This window comes from Streptomyces sp. NPDC111802, from assembly GCF_055634335.1.
The window spans coordinates 154,513-171,004 of the sequence record NZ_JBVKCZ010000003.1 but is presented as its reverse complement, the minus strand read 5'-3'; the positions used below and the strand labels follow the sequence as shown (position 1 = coordinate 171,004).

General features: G+C 71.5%; 11 protein-coding genes and 1 tRNA gene. 7 read left to right on the top strand and 5 right to left on the bottom strand.

The genetic code is table 11. From position 1 onward, the window contains the following. The first annotated feature begins 28 nt into the window (after positions 1-28). The 3 genes from ACZ7NC_RS04070 to ACZ7NC_RS04060 all read left to right on the top strand — a co-directional run bounded on the left by ACZ7NC_RS04070 (position 29) and on the right by ACZ7NC_RS04060 (position 2,705). Positions 29-1,570, top strand: coding sequence for an aldehyde dehydrogenase family protein (locus ACZ7NC_RS04070; RefSeq protein WP_471484684.1), 1,542 nt, complete (start codon positions 29-31; stop codon positions 1,568-1,570). Between the two features lie 220 nt (positions 1,571-1,790). Next, positions 1,791-1,875, top strand: a tRNA-Leu gene (locus ACZ7NC_RS04065). 224 nt (positions 1,876-2,099) lie between these two features. Continuing rightward, positions 2,100-2,705, top strand: a complete 606-nt coding sequence (locus ACZ7NC_RS04060; RefSeq protein WP_471484921.1) for a response regulator transcription factor — start codon at positions 2,100-2,102, stop codon at positions 2,703-2,705. Positions 2,706-2,833: 128 nt separating this feature from the next. Here ACZ7NC_RS04060 and ACZ7NC_RS04055 read toward each other — a convergent pair whose 3' ends face one another. From ACZ7NC_RS04055 to lanKC, 4 genes are all read right to left on the bottom strand, one after another. Next, entirely contained in the window at positions 2,834-4,771 is a 1,938-nt protein-coding gene (locus ACZ7NC_RS04055; protein WP_471484683.1) for an ATP-binding cassette domain-containing protein, read from the bottom strand. Next, a complete protein-coding gene (locus ACZ7NC_RS04050) occupies positions 4,768-6,531 on the bottom strand; it encodes an ABC transporter ATP-binding protein (protein ID WP_471484682.1) in 1,764 nt (587 codons plus the stop codon). Before ACZ7NC_RS04050 ends, ACZ7NC_RS04055 begins: the two co-directional genes overlap by 4 nt. An 85-nt stretch (positions 6,532-6,616) precedes the next feature. Then, entirely contained in the window at positions 6,617-6,736 is a 120-nt protein-coding gene (locus ACZ7NC_RS04045; RefSeq protein ID WP_471484681.1) for a class III lanthipeptide, read from the bottom strand. A 7-nt stretch (positions 6,737-6,743) separates the two neighbouring features. After that, entirely contained in the window at positions 6,744-9,356 is a 2,613-nt protein-coding gene (lanKC, locus tag ACZ7NC_RS04040) for a class III lanthionine synthetase LanKC (RefSeq protein ID WP_471484679.1), read from the bottom strand. Between the two features lie 378 nt (positions 9,357-9,734). Between lanKC and ACZ7NC_RS04035 the strand changes: the two genes are divergently transcribed. Next, the gene (locus ACZ7NC_RS04035; RefSeq protein ID WP_471484677.1) at positions 9,735-9,860 is read left to right on the top strand and encodes a hypothetical protein; all 126 of its coding nucleotides are present in this window, start codon (positions 9,735-9,737) and stop codon (positions 9,858-9,860) included. 165 nt (positions 9,861-10,025) lie between these two features. Continuing rightward, on the top strand, positions 10,026-12,086 hold the full coding sequence (gene fusA, locus ACZ7NC_RS04030) for an elongation factor G (protein ID WP_471484675.1): 2,061 nt from the start codon (positions 10,026-10,028) through the stop codon (positions 12,084-12,086). A 77-nt stretch (positions 12,087-12,163) separates the two neighbouring features. Here the strand turns inward: fusA and ACZ7NC_RS04025 are convergent, their stop codons facing one another. Beyond that, on the bottom strand, positions 12,164-13,954 hold the full coding sequence (locus ACZ7NC_RS04025; protein ID WP_471484674.1) for a coagulation factor 5/8 type domain-containing protein: 1,791 nt from the start codon (positions 13,952-13,954) through the stop codon (positions 12,164-12,166). Between the two features lie 217 nt (positions 13,955-14,171). Between ACZ7NC_RS04025 and ACZ7NC_RS04020 the strand changes: the two genes are divergently transcribed. After that, on the top strand, positions 14,172-15,491 hold the full coding sequence (locus ACZ7NC_RS04020; protein ID WP_471484672.1) for an ABC transporter substrate-binding protein: 1,320 nt from the start codon (positions 14,172-14,174) through the stop codon (positions 15,489-15,491). Positions 15,492-15,496: 5 nt separating this feature from the next. Further along, complete coding sequence (locus ACZ7NC_RS04015; protein WP_471484671.1) at positions 15,497-16,486, top strand: carbohydrate ABC transporter permease; 990 nt, start codon at positions 15,497-15,499, stop codon at positions 16,484-16,486. Positions 16,487-16,492: the final 6 nt, after the last annotated feature.

The window sequence follows — 16,492 nt, the reverse complement described above, 5'->3', positions numbered from 1 at the left end:
CGACTGTGCACCGAGAGCGGAGACCCCCGTGGCAACCACCCTCACCCTCAAATCCGGCACCTCCTGGACCGACGCCTGGCAACGCTGCCTCGCTGCCGCCCCTGAGGCCTTCCGGGACGACCATGTCCTCAACCTCTGGAACTCCACCTGGCAGGCGGACGGCCGCGCCCTGCCGGCCACCAGCCCCGTCGACGGCAGCCCGATCGCCGGGCCGCCGCGCCTGGACCGGGCCACCGCCCACCAGGCCGTACGCGCCTCGCTCGACCAGCACCGCGCATGGCGGCACATCCCGCTGGGCGAGCGGCGGGCCCGGGTCGCGGCCACCCTCGACGCCCTGACCCAGCACCGGGACCTGCTCGCCCTGCTCCTCGTCTGGGAGATCGGCAAGCCCTGGCGGCTGGCCCGGGCGGACGTCGACCGGGCCATCGACGGCGTGCGCTGGTACGTCGACGGCATCGAGCCGATGGTCGCCGGCCGGGCCCCGCTGAACGGCCCGGTCTCCAACATCGCGAGCTGGAACTACCCGATGAGCGTGCTCGTTCACGCAGTGCTGGTACAGGCACTGGCAGGCAACGCGGTCATCGCCAAGACCCCGACCGACGGCGGTGTCGCCTGTCTGACCCTGGCCTGCGCGCTCGCCGCCCGCGAGGGGCTTCCCGTCACCCTCGTCAGCGGCAGCGGAGGCGAGCTGTCGCAGGCGCTGGTGCGGGCGCCCGAGATCGGCTGCGTCTCCTTCGTCGGCGGCCGCGACACCGGCGCCGCGGTCGCCACGGCCGTCGCCGACCTCGGCAAACGGCATGTACTCGAACAGGAGGGACTGAACACCTGGGGCATCTGGAACTACACGGACTGGGACGCGCTCACCGCGGTCATCCCCAAGCTCTTCGACTACGGCAAACAGCGCTGCACGGCGTACCCGCGCTTCGTCGTCCAGCGTGAACTGTTCGACGAGTTCCTGGCGGCGTACCTCCCGGCGGTGCGCACGCTGAGGGTCGGCCACCCCCTGGCGGTCGAGAAGCAGGACGACCCGCACCCGCAGCTGGACTTCGGTCCGGTGATCAACGCCGCCAAGGCCAAGGAGCTGCATGACCAGGTCGCCGAGGCGATCGAGCGCGGCGCCGTCCCGGTGCATCGGGGCAAGCAGTCCGACGCCCACTTCCTGCCCGGCCAGGACACCTCGGCGTACGTCCAGCCGGTCACGCTGCTCAACCCGCCGCCGTCCTCCCCGCTGCACCACGCGGAGCCGTTCGGCCCGGTCGACACGATTGTCCTGGTCGACACGGAGGCGGAGCTGCTGGCGGCGATGAACGCGTCCAACGGCGCACTGGTCGCCACCCTGTCCACGGACGACCGGGCGACGTACGACCGCCTGGCCCCGCAGATCCGCGCGTTCAAGGTCGGCCACGGCAAGCCGCGCTCCCGCGGCGACCGCGACGAGCTGTTCGGCGGCTTCGGCGCGTCCTGGCGCGGGGCGTTCGTCGGCGGCGAACTGCTGGTGCGCGCGGTGACACAGGGGCCGGCGGGAGAGCGGCTGCCCGGGAACTTCCCCGACTACCACCTCATGCCATGACGGCACCCGGTGGCGCCCGCCTCGTGCGGGCGCCACCAGGGTGGGCCGCTCTCGTCCGTGACCCCGCGATCACCTGTCGTGAACGCCCACGAGGGACCTCATCCGGCGGCTCCTGACGGCCGTCCGGCGGACGGATATGCAGGTGAAAGGCACTCCGAAACCTTGGTATTGTTGTCCACGTCGCCGAGGGGAACACCCCCGGCAAGGCGGCAGACACCTAGTCCGGGTGGCGGAATGGCAGACGCGCTAGCTTGAGGTGCTAGTGCCCTTTATCGGGCGTGGGGGTTCAAGTCCCCCCTCGGACACAGATCGTTACACAGCTCGTGCGGGTCGAGGATCACCTCGACCCGCACGAGCTGTTTGCCGTCCCGGCAAGAGGTTGCCCCGGCAGCAGGTTGACCCGGTGGTGGGTGGCCGGGGCGGCTTGAGGGAACTCGGGCGTACGGACGGACATACTGCGTAGGGCGTCGCCGGAGCGTCCGGGGCGCGTCGCGTGATGGAGGCCGCGTTCGGCCGGGCAGGAGCGATGTTGATCCGTGTTCTCCTCGTCGAGGAGGCAGACCTGGTGCGTGGGGCACTCGCTGTCCTGCTGACCCGTGAGAAGGACATCGAGGTGGTCCCGGCGTCCCCGGCGCACACCCACACGGTCAGGCACGCGCTGTCCTACCGGCCCGATGTGGTCGTCATCGACGTCGACGGCGATGAGGACCGTGCCCTCGGCACCTCGCAGGAGCTGGCCGCACGGCTGCCGGAGTGCCGGACCCTGCTGGTGGTCGGCTCGGCGACCCCTGAGTATCTGCGGCGGGCGCTGGCGCGTCGGGTGGCCGGACTGATCGGCAGGAACAGCCCCTGCGACATCCTGCCCCAGGGGGTCCGCCAGGTGGCGGCGGGCGAGCGGTTCATCGACCCGCGACTGGCGCTGCTGGCGCTCTCCTCGGCGGAGAACCCGCTGACCGCGAGGGAAATCGAGGTGCTGCGACTGGCGGCGGGCGGCACGCCCACGCGTGAGATCGCCGACCGGCTCTCACTGTGCGTCGGAACGGTCCGCAACCACCTGAACGCCGTCTCCCGCAAGACCGGGGCTCGCAACCGCATCGACGCCATCCGGATCGCCCGCGAGTCGGGCTGGTTGTAGCGAGGGCCGCTGCCGCATCTGCCGCACCTGCCGCATCGACGGCTCGGGCGGCGGTGCTCCAGTAACGCCCGGCGCCGGGGCCCGTCCCGTCGAGGTCCGTCGCGGCTCGGTCGGCGACCCGGGCCGCGTCAGCGCCGGACGCCGGCGGTGGCCTGGTCCCAGTGGCCGATCAGGTCGCGATAGAGGGCGCAGTCCTCCAGCAACTGCTCGTGGGTGCCGAGGCGGCATCGCGGGCCGTCCATGACGAGGACGAGGTCCGCGCGCAGGGCGGAGCTGATCCGGTGGGCGCACACGATCAGGGTCGCCGGACGGCCCGCGAAGGCCTGTTCGGCGACCGCCTCGGCGGCCGGATCGAGGTGGCAGGCGGCCTCGTCCAGCAGGACCAGCCGGGTGGGCGGCAGCAGGGCGCGGACGAGGGCGATCAGCTGTCGCTCACCGGCGGACAACGCGGCCGGGTTCACCTGCGCCTCCAAGCCGCCGAGGCGCTTCACCAGCGGGGCGGCACCGATGGCGTCGACCGCCGCGTCGAGGTCGGTCGCGGTGGCCGTCGGGTGGAGATAGGCGAGGTTCTCGCGCAGGGTGTCGGAGAAGACGTACGCCTCCTGCGGGATCAGCACACGGGACCCGGAGAGCCGGCCGGGATCCAGGAGCCGGACCGGGACACCGCCCAGGCGTACCTGGCCGGCCTGCGGTTCGAGCATCCCGGCGATGAGCGCGGCGAGGGTGGACTTGCCCGCGCCGCTGGGGCCGACGACCGCCAGGTGGGTGCCCGCAGCGAGGGAGAGGTCCAGATCCCGGACGACCGGCTCGGCGGACGGGGCATAGCCGAAAGTGACACCCCGCAGCTCCAACCGGCCGTCCCGGGGGCGGATGCCGGGCGGTGCCTGGGTGGCCGCCGTCGCTGGGAGCGCCGGCACGGCGGCTGCGGGCGGGGCTGTCCTCGCGGTGCCTGCCGTTGCCGTGGCGCCGCGGGGCGGGCCTGTGCCGGGGGCGAGTGGAGAGCCATCGGCTCGGTGCGGTGCGAGGCGTGACGGCGCCGTCCCCCGGGCATCGGTCACGGCTGACGCCCCGGCAGGCCGTGCTCCCGCCGCCGAGTCCGACGTCCCCGTTTCGCCCGCGCCAGCCGCCTCCGAGATCCGGCCGAGCGTGACGAAGAGCCACAACCCGCTGCCGCCGAGTCCCTGGACGAAGCCGCGCAGGGCCGGTTGCAGGCTCGCGGAGACGTAGGTCAGCGCGCCCAGAATCGCACCGGCCGTCACCCCGCTCCGCACCAGCCAGGGCGCGCCGGCCAGGATGAGCACGACCGGCAGCCAGCCGCCGACGCCGAGCGCGGTGGTTCGCAGCGCGGTGAGCCGGGCCAGGGAGCGGGCCGCGACCGCCGCGGCGTCGATACGGGTGCCGACCTCACGGCGCACCGGCTCTTCGGCGCCGCATGCCGCCACGTCCCGCAGTCCGCCGGCCACCGTGCTCACCTGCCTGGCCATGGCCTCGTCGGCGAGGACGACCGCCCGCTGCCGGGCCGCCATCGCCCGCAGAGCCAGCAGGAACAGCGCGAGCCCTGCTGCCAGGGGCGGCAGGACGAACAGCAGGAGGGCCGGATCCAGTGCGGCTAGGCCGAGCAACACGCTCACCGCCGTGACCGTGAAGCTCTGCACGAACAGGACGACCGCCGCGTACGACTCGCGGGCGATCTCCACCTGCTCCGTCAGCCGTGCCACGCCCGCCGTGTCGACACTCTGCCCGGCGCGGGCCGAGCGGTGCAGTGTGCCGGTGGTGACGAGGGTGACCAGGTCGTCGCGGAACGGCTCGACGACCGCCGCCAGTTGGAGTGTGGCCTGCCGGGTGCCCCACGCGCCGACGAGGACGGCGCAGGCCAGCAGGCCGAGCCAAGCGATGCCTTCGGCGCTGCGGTCGGCGAGGAAGCCGTCGTCGACGGCACGGGCCACGAGCCAGCCGGACAGCAGCGTGGGTACCGCCTCGACCAGCGACCAGCCGGTGAGCCGTAGGACCTCCCGGCGGCGCGTGCGCAGCGTGGTGCGCAGCAGGTCTCCCGGCCCCGGCCTCACCGCTCACCGCCGTGCGGCTCCCGGGCCGGACGTACCTCTTTGTCTGCCCCCTCGTCCGGCCGGAACACCGCCCGGTACCCCGACGACTGCGCCCACAGTTCGCCATGCGTCCCGATCCCCCGCACCCGGCCGCCGTCGAGCCATACGACCACGTCGGCGCGGGCAGCCGTGGAGGCGCGGTGGGTCACGACGAGGCGGGTCCGGTGGGCGAGCGGGGCGGTGCCGGTGAGCGCCTGGCTGATGTGGTGCTCGGTGACGGTGTCGAGGCTGGCCGTCACATCGTCCAGCACCAGAAGGCGGCCGTGCGGTGCGGACTGGACGAACGCGCGTGCCAGGCCGATGCGTTGGATCTCGCCGCCGGACAGCGGAGCATCGGTGAGCCGGGTGCCGTACCCCTCGGGCATGGTCCGGATGAAATCGTCGGCGCGGGCCGCGCCGGCGCCCGCACGCACTTCGCCGCCCTCGGGGGTGCGCGGCCCGAAGCCGATCGCGTCGGCGAAGGTGTCGCCCACCAGCACCGGCCGTTCGAAGCCGTAGGCGACGGCCCGCCGCAGCGCCGCGCGCTCCACGTCGGGCAACGGGACCCCGTCGAGCCGTATCTCGCCCTCGTCCGGGTCGGCCAGTCGCCCGGCCAGTGCGGCCAGCAGGGACTTGCCGGACCCGGAACGTCCTACGACGGAGATCAGCGCGCCCGGCGGCAGGTCCAGGTCGACGTGCTCCAGCGTGGCGCCGCCGTCGGCGGTGCGTACGGTGACGGCGCGGAACTCCAACCGCCCGCCGCCCGAGGGGGGCAGCTGCCCGCCGCCGTACGCGATGGCCGGCTCGCCCAGCACCGCGGCGACGCGCCCCGCGGTGGCGCGTGCGAAGGCCAGCCGGTTGACCGAGGCCACCAGCGAACTCACGCCCGTCGCCAACAGCACGTACCCGCTCGCGGCGAGCATCTGACCCGGTGTGATGCGGCCCCCCGCGAGAGCCAGTCCCGCCACGGCCAGCACGGCGACCTCCAGCAGCGGGACGATCGCCGCGTCCCGTCCGGAGACCCGGGCGTACGCGCTCCACATGGCCAGGCCGTGGCGGTGCAGTTCGGGCAGCGGCCTCAGGACCCGCCCGGCCTCGCGGGGCATGGTTCCGGCGGCGGCGATGGTACGGATTCCGGTGAGGGCGTCGAGGAGCCGGGCGGCGATACGTCCCTGGGCGGCGAAGTAGCGGTCGTTGAGGTCGGAGACATCGCGGGCGAAGGCCCGGACCACAAGGACGACCAGCGGCAGTCCGGCCACAAAGGTGAGGCACAGCCAGGGGTCGATGAGAGCCAGGGCCACCACGGCCCCGACGGGCGGTACCAGCTCGGTCACCGCCCACACCACTCCCGACGGGGCGTTGCCGGCCCGGGCGGTGTTGCCCACCAGGCGGGCCACGAGGTCGCCGGGGGTGTAGCGGCGGGCGGCGGGGGCGCCCAGTTCGAGGACATGGCCGAGAAGTGTGTGCCGCAGCCATGCCGTGGCGCGTGCGTCGGCCACGGCGCCCGCGTAGTCGTCCGCCACGTCGCACACCACCAGCAGCGCGACGGTGACGGCGGACAGGGTCAGCCACAGTGCGGTGTCGCCGTGCCCGAGCACGGCGTCGACGGTCCGTCCCATGACGGCGGGCAAAAGGACGTAGACGCCGGCCAGCAGCAGGGACGTGACGGCCTGGGCCCCGCTCCACACGCCGCCCCGCCGGACCGCCGCCAGCAGCAGACGGTCCGCCGCGCGTCGGTCCACCGGCTGCTCCCCTCGTCGTACGTACGGGTTGAAAGGGCGGGGGCGTGGTGTGCCCCCGCCCTGTCGGTGAGGACTGGTCGGCTGACTAGCAGAGCAGCAGGCTGAGACGGCTGCCACCACAGCCCTTGCTGGCGCGGCTGCCTGGCGGCGGAGCCAGGCCGGCCTCCGACTCGACGGTCAGGCCCTGTAGTTCGAGGAGCGACATGGTGTCCTCACCTCCTTTCTCGTGCTCGTGTGGGGACGGAGAAGTCATGAGCGGGCGGGCCCGGTGCCAGGAACGGCAGGCTCACGGGACCGGAGTGGAAGGCCGAGCCCAGGGCCAGCAGGATGCCGGCGGTGCCGGTGGCCAGATCCATGGACAGCCGGAGCAACTGCTCGCCGGGGAAGGCGAGCCGGCCGTCGAGCACGCAGGCGTGCCGGTTCAGATGGCGTACGTGGTCCGAGATCACGGGGTCGCGGTCGGCGGCCGTGCCGGTCGGATGGGCGCGGCTGAGGTGGAGGATCATTCCGGCCACGCCGTCGAACAGCCCTGGTTCGATGTAGAAGGACGCCCGTGCTGCACGCCGGATCGAGTCGGCGGCGGCCGAGAACTGTTCGTCCGCGCGGTGGGACAGATAGTCGTCCAGGACCATGCCGATGCCCACGCTGCCGTCGGCGAGATAGGGCATGGTGCGCCAGCCCTCGTTCACCTCCATCGACCCGTCCGGGCGCAGTATGCAGCGGCGCAGGTCCTGGCGCAGCGCGGTGGCGGCCAGGTCGAGGAGTGCCGGATCGCCGCTGTGCTCGTACAGGCGCAGACACAGCAGCGCGGGCCCGGACGAGCCGTACACCAGCCCGGCTCTCGGGTGGGCGCCGCCGCTGGTGGCCGGCACGGCGTCGGCCGGGCCCAGGCGGTCGGCGACGGCTTGCGCCACTCGCTGGACGGCGTCACGGCAGGCGGCGTCGCCGGTGGCGGTCGCGAAGTGCAGCAGGTTGAGCCCGATGCCGGACAGGCCGCCCTTGAGGTCGAGGGCCAGCGACTCCCAGTGTTCGTCCAGGCACATGTCGAGGACTTTCGCGGCCTCCTCGTGATGCCCGAGGTGCTCAAGGACGTAGGCGACGCCGTGCAGGCCGTCGTAGAAGCCGAGGCGGGTTCCGGGCTCGGGGTCCAGCGCGTGCCGGATCAGCCAGTCCTCGTGGTCGGGGTGGCGTCCGGCGCCGGTCACGTCCAGTGCGTACAGCACGCCGGCCGCGCCGTGGGCCACGTCCAGGCCGCCGCCCGGGAGGGTGAACTGCTCGATGTCACCGGGGAAGAGCCGGTCGTGGCGCTCGGGCGTGGCGGAGGCCAGGACGGCGTCGGTCATCGACGCGCGGGCGCGCAGCCAGCCGGAGTGGTCGGGTTCGAGGCGAGGTCCGTCGTCCGTGCCGGCTGCGATCCCCCCGTTACCAGTGAGGGTGCGGACGGCCTCGTCGAGGAACTGCCGCGGAACCGGGAACAGCCGGGCGGCTTCCCCCGCGAGCTGCCCGGCCTTGCCGCCGTCCAGCTCGATGAGGCCGGTCAGCGGCATGAAGAGGAAGATCCTCAGACAGGCCAGCGCGTACCGGTCGATGTCGAATCCGGTGGCACCGCTCGGCGCGACGAAGCCCGGGGCGGCGAGCACCTGCTGCCCCGCCTGCGCCACGTCCGAGGCGCCCTCGAAGTCGATCAGCACCACCCTGCCGTCCGGCCGTACCAGGACGTTGTAGGTGTGCACATCGCCGATCACGATGCCCCGCTCATGGACCGCGGCGACCGCCTCCGCCACCCGCCGGTGCATGTCGAGGGCCCAGTCGGCGTAGTCGGCGAAGGCCTCGGCGCCGGCGTCCAGGGTGGTCGGCGGAAAGCGTTCGACGAACACCTCGTGCAGAGGTCGTCCCTCGATGAACTCCTCGACGAGGAACTGGTGACCGCCCAGCTCGAAGTGGTCGCGGAGCGCGGGTACGCAGGGCAGACCGCGCAGCTGCTCCAGAGCGGCCCGCTCGCGCTCCAGCCGGGTGACGGCGTCCGCGCCGTCGGGGGTGAGTCCCGCGTGGGGCCTGGCCTCCTTGAGGACGACACGTTCCTGGGTACGGGTGTCGACCGCGGCGTAGAGTCCGCCGCCGTTGGAGAAGTGCAGCGCCCTGTCGAACCGGTAGGGCAGGTCGGTGACCGTGGTGCGCCGGCTCTCGGCGAGATGTGGTGCGAGGAATCCGGGCAGCGGCACCCACTCCGGGACCTGGAAGGTAGGGCCGCGCACATCGGGGACCAGTCGTCCGGAAGGATCCGCCACCGCCTGCTCCAGGACACCGTCTGCCGACACGCAGTACCGGTCGGCGAAGGCGCCGTACCTGACGTAGAGCGGACCCTCGCCCCAGCGCAGGTCGCTCAGGATGTACGGCCCCGGCAGGCCGTCCAGGACGCCGCCGAGCTCGGTGAGCACGCGTTCGCACTCGGCCTCGTCCGCGGGGTAGACGGTCACGAACTTCCCGCTGGAGCCGCGGTGGGCGTACTTGGCGTTGGCGAGGAAGAGGGTGTCGATGCCGGGAAGGAACTTGAAGGCGATACGGCGCGGGACGCAGTGGTCCCACACCGCGTCCAGGATCGTCTGGGCGTTGTCCGGACAGGCCGAGACGTGAATCTTCCAGCCCTGCGGGGGCAGTTGCGTGTCGACGGGCCGGTAGACCACCCAGTCGCCGAGTTCCTCGCGCAGCCAGGACGCCGGGGGACGGCGCAGTGTCTGGTGGAAACGCCCACGGGTCCGCCCATGGGACGGCGTGTCGTAGAAGTGCGGGTGGGTGAGGCAGTACACCTCGTACCGCTTGTCCACGGAAAGCCTCCAGCAGGGCGTTCCTGCCTTGGCGGGGTGCCTCGCCCGAGGGGCCGAGGACGGAAGGGGGAGGCGGTACTGCGGGCCGCCCGACCAGCGCGTCTCAACTGCAACGATGGCAGATCACCTGGGAGGAAACATCGATCGACTGTCACTCGCGTACCGTGGGATCCGCACAGTCCGCCTGTACGAATGTCACGCCTCGAAGGCGTACGCCCCTCTCGGGCCGCGCTCTGCCCCGCTTCGGCGTCACGGTCGACGACGACCACGGAAAATAAGCTGCTGCGAACCCGCCAGGCTCCCTACACTCACCACGTATCGACGCGCCGCACACCACTCACCGGCGCGTCATCGTGACGAGTCGAGGGGAGCCGGGCCGTGCGTGAGCGCACCGCTGTCGTCGTCTCCCCGTCCCGGTACGACCGGTACGACGTGATCCTCGTGTCCTCGTCCACCCGGTGCCCGCTGCGCGGCCGGCACCGGATGCCCGTGACGAGCATCTGAGAGCGCCCGAGTAGGTCAACCCGCCTGCCGCCGACCTGTTCTGGCAGGGCGTCAGGTCACGCTCGCGTGCGCCCACGTACCGTCCGGGAATCGCGCTGACCCCTTTTCGTATCCGGAACCTCCGGGACCTCCGGAACCTCCGGATCATCCGAAAGGCCAAGGGCCGTGCGCACCAACACCAACCACAACCCCAACCCCCTCGCCGTCGTCCGCAACCTCGGCATCCTCGCCCACGTCGACGCCGGCAAGACCACCGTCACCGAGCGGATCCTGTACGCCACCGGGACCACGCACAAGCGCGGCGAGGTCCACGACGGCACCACCGTCACCGACTTCGACCCGCAGGAGCGCGACCGCGGTATCACCATCTTCGCGGCGGCGGTGAGCTGCGCCTGGGACGGTCACCGGATCAACCTCATCGACACCCCCGGGCACGTCGACTTCGCCGACGAGGTGGAGCGTGCGCTGCGCGTGCTCGACGGCGCGGTCGCGGTGTTCGACGCCGTCGCCGGCGTCGAGCCGCAGAGCGAGTCGGTGTGGCGGCAGGCCGACCGGCATGGGGTGCCGAGAATCGCCTTCGTCAACAAGCTGGACCGTGCCGGGGCCGACCTCGACACGGCCGTGGCGTCGATCCGGGAACGGCTGCATCCGGCGCCGCTGGTCGTGCAGTTGCCCATCGGCGCGGAGGACGGCTTCCGCGGTGTCGTGGACCTCGTACGGATGCGGGCGCTGGTGTGGGCCGACGGTGCCGACATGTTCGTGGTGGAAGAAGTGCCGGCGGAGCTGCGGGAGGAGGCCCACCGGCGTCGGCGGCTGCTGGAGGAGGCGGTGGCCGAACTGCATGCCGGCGCGCTGGAGGAGTTCTGCGCGCGGTCGACCCTGTCGCCGGGGACTCTGGACCTCGCCCTGCGCGAGCTGACCCGCAGCGGCGACGGTGTCGTCGTGCTGTGCGGCTCGGCCTACCGCGACCGGGGGATCGAGCCGCTGCTGGACGCGGTGGTGGCGTATCTGCCCTCGCCGCTCGACGTGTCGGCCGTACGCGGCCTGCGTGACGGTGGCGAAGAAGAGCGGCCCGCCGACCCGCAGGCGCCCTTCGCGGCGCTGGCGTTCAAGGTGAGCGCCACGCCGACCGGACGGCTGACCTACCTGCGCGTGTACTCGGGAACGATCGAGAAGGGAGACACGGTGTTCGACGCGGGCACCCGGCGCACCGAGCGGATCGGGCGGATCCTGCGGGTCCAGGCCGACCGGCACGCCCACGTGGACCGGGCGGTCGCCGGGGACATCGTGGCCGTCGTCGGTCTGAAGTCGGCCCGTGCGGGCTCCACCCTCTGCGCGCCGGACGCTCCGCTCGTCCTCGAACCGCCCGGTGTCGCCGACCCGGTGGTGTCCGTGGCGGTCGAGACCCGCAGGTCCACCGACACCGACAAGCTGGCGTCGGCGCTGGCCCGGCTGGCGGAGGAGGACCCGTCGCTCGTCGTGCGGACCGACACCGAGACCGGGCAGACCGTGCTGTCCGGCATGGGTGAACTGCATCTGGAGGTGGCGGTGGAGAAGATCCGGCGGGACGCCGGGCTGGAGGTCAACGTCGGCCGCCCCCGGGTGTCCTACCGCGAGACGGTCGGCCGAGGCGTGACCGGCTTTGTGTTCCGGCACGTCAAACAGGACGGCGGCGCGGGGCAGTTCGCCCATGTCGTCCTCGACGTCGAGCCCCTGGAGACGGAGTCCGGCTTCGAGTTCCGCTCGACCGTCGTCGGTGGCAGCGTGCCGCAGGAGTACGTCCGTGCCGTGGAGGCGGGCTGTCGTGACGCCCTCGCCGAGGGTCCGCTGGGCGGCCACCCGGTGACCGGGCTGCGCGTCACCCTCACCGACGGGGCGACGCATGTGAAGGACTCCTCCGACACGGCGTTCCGCACCGCCGGCCGACTCGGCCTCCGCGAGGCCCTGCGCACCTGCGCGATGGTCCTGCTCGAGCCGGTCGTCGAGGTCACGGTCACCGTGCCGGAGGACGCCGTCGGCGCGGTCCTCGGCGACCTGGCGGCACGGCGCGGCCGGGTCTCCGGCTCGGTCGCACGGGCGGGCGCGGCGGTCGTGACCGCGACCGTGCCGCTGGCCGAACTCTTCGGCTACGCCACGCGGTTGCGCAGCCGCACCCAGGGCCGGGGAACGTTCACGGCCCGACCGACCGGTTACTCGGCGGCGCCGGTCACGACGCCGGCCCGGTGAGTGACGGGGTGGCTCCACCCGCGTTTGGGTGGAGCCACCCTTGCCCGGGGCGCGATCGGGCCGATCGCGCGAGGCGCTCAGGGATACGACACCACCGTCGACGGCACCGTCGAGGTCCCCGAAGTCGGCGACCCGGTGTCGTTGATGACGCACTCGTACTGCCCGTTGCCGCCCAGCGAGACGACGAGCAGGTTGTGGAAGCGCACTCCGGACCGGACGGGGGCGGCGAAGCCGTGGTGCTGCACGATCGTGGGGTCGACGTTGTAGTAGCAGTAACTGCCCAGGCCCCAGCCCTCGTGCGCCGTCACGCCGTCGCCGACCCGGTAGGCGGCGTAGCCCTTGATCGACCCGTTCTGGATGGCGGCCTGGTTCGGGGCGTCGTACGCCTTCTCGTTCTGGAAGAAGATCGTGCGGCCCCGCTGGCCGAACCACTGCACGTCGTACTTGTTGAAGTGCTCGACGAACAGGCCGGTCGCCAGGACGTCGGCACCGTTGACCACGACGCCGTAGTCGGCCCGGTTGGTCTCCCAGCCGACTCCCTCGCCATGGTCGGCCCGCCACACCCACGTGTGGTCGACGATCGTGTGCCGGCTGTTGACGACCATGCTGGTGGTGGCCTTGCCGGCGCCCGCGCCGCCGATGCGGACGAAGACGTCCTGAACGGTGATCGGGTTCGCGGAGTGGTCCGCCGACGCGCCCTGCGGCCCGATCTCCAGCAGTGTCGCGGAGTTGACGGGGCCGGCGTCGACCAGGAAGCCGGCGAGCCGGACTCCGTCGACGTCGGCGACCTTCAGGGCCGTGACGCCGTTGTCGGGGATGAGGGTGGCGTAGCCGAGGCCCAGGACCACGGTGTTCGGCCGGTTCACCTGGATCGGCCGGTCGACGTGGTAGATCCCCGGGGTGAGCAGGAGGTGCAGTCCCTGCGCGAGCGCCTCGTTCAGGGTGGCCGCCGAGACGCCGGGCCTGGCCACGTAGAACTGTGTCAGCGGGAGCGAGGTGCCACGAGGGGTGCCGCTGCCCCAGGTGACACCGCGGGCGTTCGTCCGCTTCTCCGGCAGGAAGACCCGGAACCCGCTCCCCTCGACGTACAGGAAAGGCTTCTCCCGCGAGACGGGCGTCGTGTCGAGCGTGGTGTACGGCGGGTTGGGGAAGCTCTGCGCGGGGGCGCCCTCCACGCCGGAGAACACCATGTTCCACACGCCGTTGAGCCAGCTGCCGATCGCGCTGTCGCGGGTGTACCACTGCTGCTGGGAGTACGGCCCGACCTGGCCGTCGATCCGGCTGTCGGCGATGTAGCCGCCGCTGGCCCAGCCGTAGCCGGTGGGGGAGAGGTTGAGGCCGCCGCGGACGTGCATCCGGCGGAAGGGGGCCGCCTGGGCGACGGCCCATCTGTTGGTGCCGTTCGCGGGGACGAGCGCCAGGTTCTCCGCCGAACGCCAGAAGTTCTGCGTGGCGTTGCCGTTGAACCAGCCGGCGTCGACCGTGACGTCGCCGTTGATGGTGGTGTCGTCGGGGGACAGGCCAAGGCCCGCGATCGAGGTGTAGAAGCCGAGTTGGGCGTTGAGGCCGTGGTAGGTGCCGGGCTTGAAGAGCAGGGCGTAGCGGCCGGTGCCGAACTGGGCCGACTCCTGCTGCCGGAACACCTCGTCGAGCCGGGCCTGGATGCCGGGGGTCGACGGGTCGAAGACCAGGACGTTCGGGCCGAGGTCGCCGCCGCCGGGCAGGGCAAGCGGCTTCTTGCGGGCCGAGGGGGCCGCGGCGGACGGCGAGGCCGCGCCGAGGACGGCCGGTGTGGCCGCGGCAGCGGCGCCCAGCAGAGTACGGCGGCCGATCGAGGGCGGCCGGGAATCCGGGGAGGAAGCAGGCATGGGGCGGCTCTCCTTGTTCAGGAAGTGAACATGGTGGGGTTTGGGAGCGCTCTCTCGCCGGTGAATGGTTCAGCCGTAAAACGATGGAGTCAAGACTTTGGACCAGAGTCAGGCGACTGTGTCAAAAGCCTTGACGCGGGCCCGCCTTAGGTCTTAACTCACGCTCTAAATTAAGCACCATCAAGCAGCAGTACTCCCGGAAGGGACACCTGGAGCCATGCGCACAACGCGAGCCGCGGCCGTAGCTGCCGTCACCATGTCTCTCGTTCTGGCCGCCTCGGCCTGCGGAGGCGGTTCGTCGACCGATGGCGGGGGGTCCAACGACTCACCGAAGACCCTCACCTACTGGGCCTCCAACCAGGGCGCCAGCATCGAGGTCGACAAGAAGGTCCTCCAGCCGGAACTCGACAAGTTCGAGAAGGAGACCGGCATCAAGGTGGAGCTGGAGGTCGTGCCCTGGTCCGACCTGCTCAACCGGATCCTCACCGCGACCACCTCAGGTCAGGGCCCCGACGTCCTCAACATCGGCAACACCTGGAGCGCCTCCCTGCAGGCCACCGGGGCGCTGCTGCCGTGGAACGCCGAGAACTTCGGCAAGATCGGCGGCAAGGACCGGTTCGTCGACTCCGCGCTCGGCTCGACCGGCGCCGAGGGCCAGGACCCGGCGGCGGTGCCGCTGTACTCGATGTCGTACGCGCTCTACTACAACAAGAAGATGTTCGCCGACGCGGGCATCTCGAAGCCGCCGGCCACCTGGGACGAGCTCGTCGCCGACGGCAAGAAGCTGTCCAAGGACGGCGAGTGGGCGCTGGGCGTGGAGGGTTCGAACCCCTCCGAGAACATCCACCACGCCGTCGTCTTCGCCAAGCAGCACGGCGCCGACTTCTTCACCGCTGACGGCAAGCCCGACTTCACCTCCGACAAGGCCGTCCAGGGCGTCAAGCAGTTCGTCGACCTGATGGCCAAGGACAAGATCATCGCGCCGGGCAACGCCGAGTACGCCCAGAACCAGTCCGTCAGCGACTTCGCCAAGGGCAAGACGGCGATGCTGCTGTGGCAGTCCGCGTCCGCCAACCTCAAGTCGCAGGGCATGAGCGAGGACGCCTACGGCATCGCCCCCGTGCCCGTGCAGTCCGGCACCCCCGGCACCGGCACCGGCGTCAACTCCATGGTCATGGGCATCAACCTGGCCGTCTTCAAGAACACCGACAACATCGACGGCGCCGCGAAGTTCGTGAAGTTCATGACGAGCGACGCGGAGCAGAAGGTCCTCAACGCCGCCTACAGCTCGATCCCGCCGGTCAAGGGCGCCCAGTCCGACACGGCCTTCAACACCCCCGCGAACACCGTCCTGAAGGACACCCTCGCCAAGAGCGCCGTCGCGGCACCGCAGGTCGCCGACGAGTCCCAGTTCGAGACAGCGGTCGGTACGGCCGTCAAGGAGCTGTGGGCCGACGCCGCCGCCGGCCGCCCGGTGACCGAGGAGTCGGTGAAGGCGGCCCTGGAGAAGGCCCAGCAGCAGATGCCGACGAAGTGAGCACGATGACGACCACGGTCCCGCCGGAGGCCGCCGTGCGACAGAGCTCCCCCGGGACGGCGGGCGGCCCCCGCCGCCGTCCCGGGCGGATCCGCCGCATCGGACTGCCGTATCTGCTCCTCCTGCCCGCCCTCCTCCTCGAACTCCTGGTCCACCTGGTGCCGATGGTGATCGGCATCATGATGAGCTTCAAGGAGCTCACGCAGTTCTACATCCGCGACTGGACCACGGCGCCCTGGAACGCCTTCGACAACTACGCGATGTCGGTGGACTTCAACGCCCCCGTCGGCGAGGCGCTGCTCCACTCGTTCCTGGTCACCGTGGCCTTCACGCTGCTCTCGGTGGGCCTGTGCTGGCTGATCGGCACGGCCGCCGCGATCTACATGCAGGACACCTTCCGCGGCCGGGGTCTGCTGCGCGCCCTGTTCCTGGTGCCGTACGCGCTGCCCGTGTACACGGCCGTCATCACCTGGGTCTTCATGTTCCAGCACGACAACGGCCTGGTGAACCACGTCCTGCACGACCAGCTCGGCCTCACCGACCAGCCCTCCTTCTGGCTGATCGGCGACAACAGCTTCATCGCGCTGCTGACCGTGTCGGTGTGGAAGGGCTGGCCGTTCGCCTTCCTCATCGTCATGGCCGGCCTGCAGAACATCCCGAAGGAGCTCTACGAGGCGGCGGCCCTGGACGGCGCGGGCATGTGGCAGCAGCTCCGCCGCATCACGCTGCCGTCCCTGCGCCCCATCAACCAGGTCCTCGTCCTCGTGCTGTTCCTGTGGACCTTCAACGACTTCAACACGCCGTACGTCCTGTTCGGCAGGACCGCGCCACAGGCCGCTGACCTGATCTCGGTGCACATCTACCAGGCCAGCTTCGTCACCTGGAACTTCGGCACCGGTTCGGCCATGTCCGTACTCCTGCTGCTGTTCCTGCTTCTGGTGACCGGTGCGTACCTCTGGCTCACCTCGCGCGGACGGAGGACCGCCGATGCGTAACTCGCC

Excerpts from the sequence above, each read along its gene's own strand:
- ACZ7NC_RS04015 (WP_471484671.1), top strand. The coding sequence starts at position 15,497 with ATGACGACCACGGTCCCGCCGGAGGCCGCCGTGCGACAGAGCTCCCCC.
- ACZ7NC_RS04020 (WP_471484672.1), top strand. The coding sequence starts at position 14,172 with ATGCGCACAACGCGAGCCGCGGCCGTAGCTGCCGTCACCATGTCTCTC.
- ACZ7NC_RS04025 (WP_471484674.1), bottom strand. The coding sequence starts at position 13,954 with ATGCCTGCTTCCTCCCCGGATTCCCGGCCGCCCTCGATCGGCCGCCGT.
- ACZ7NC_RS04045 (WP_471484681.1), bottom strand. The coding sequence starts at position 6,736 with ATGTCGCTCCTCGAACTACAGGGCCTGACCGTCGAGTCGGAGGCCGGC.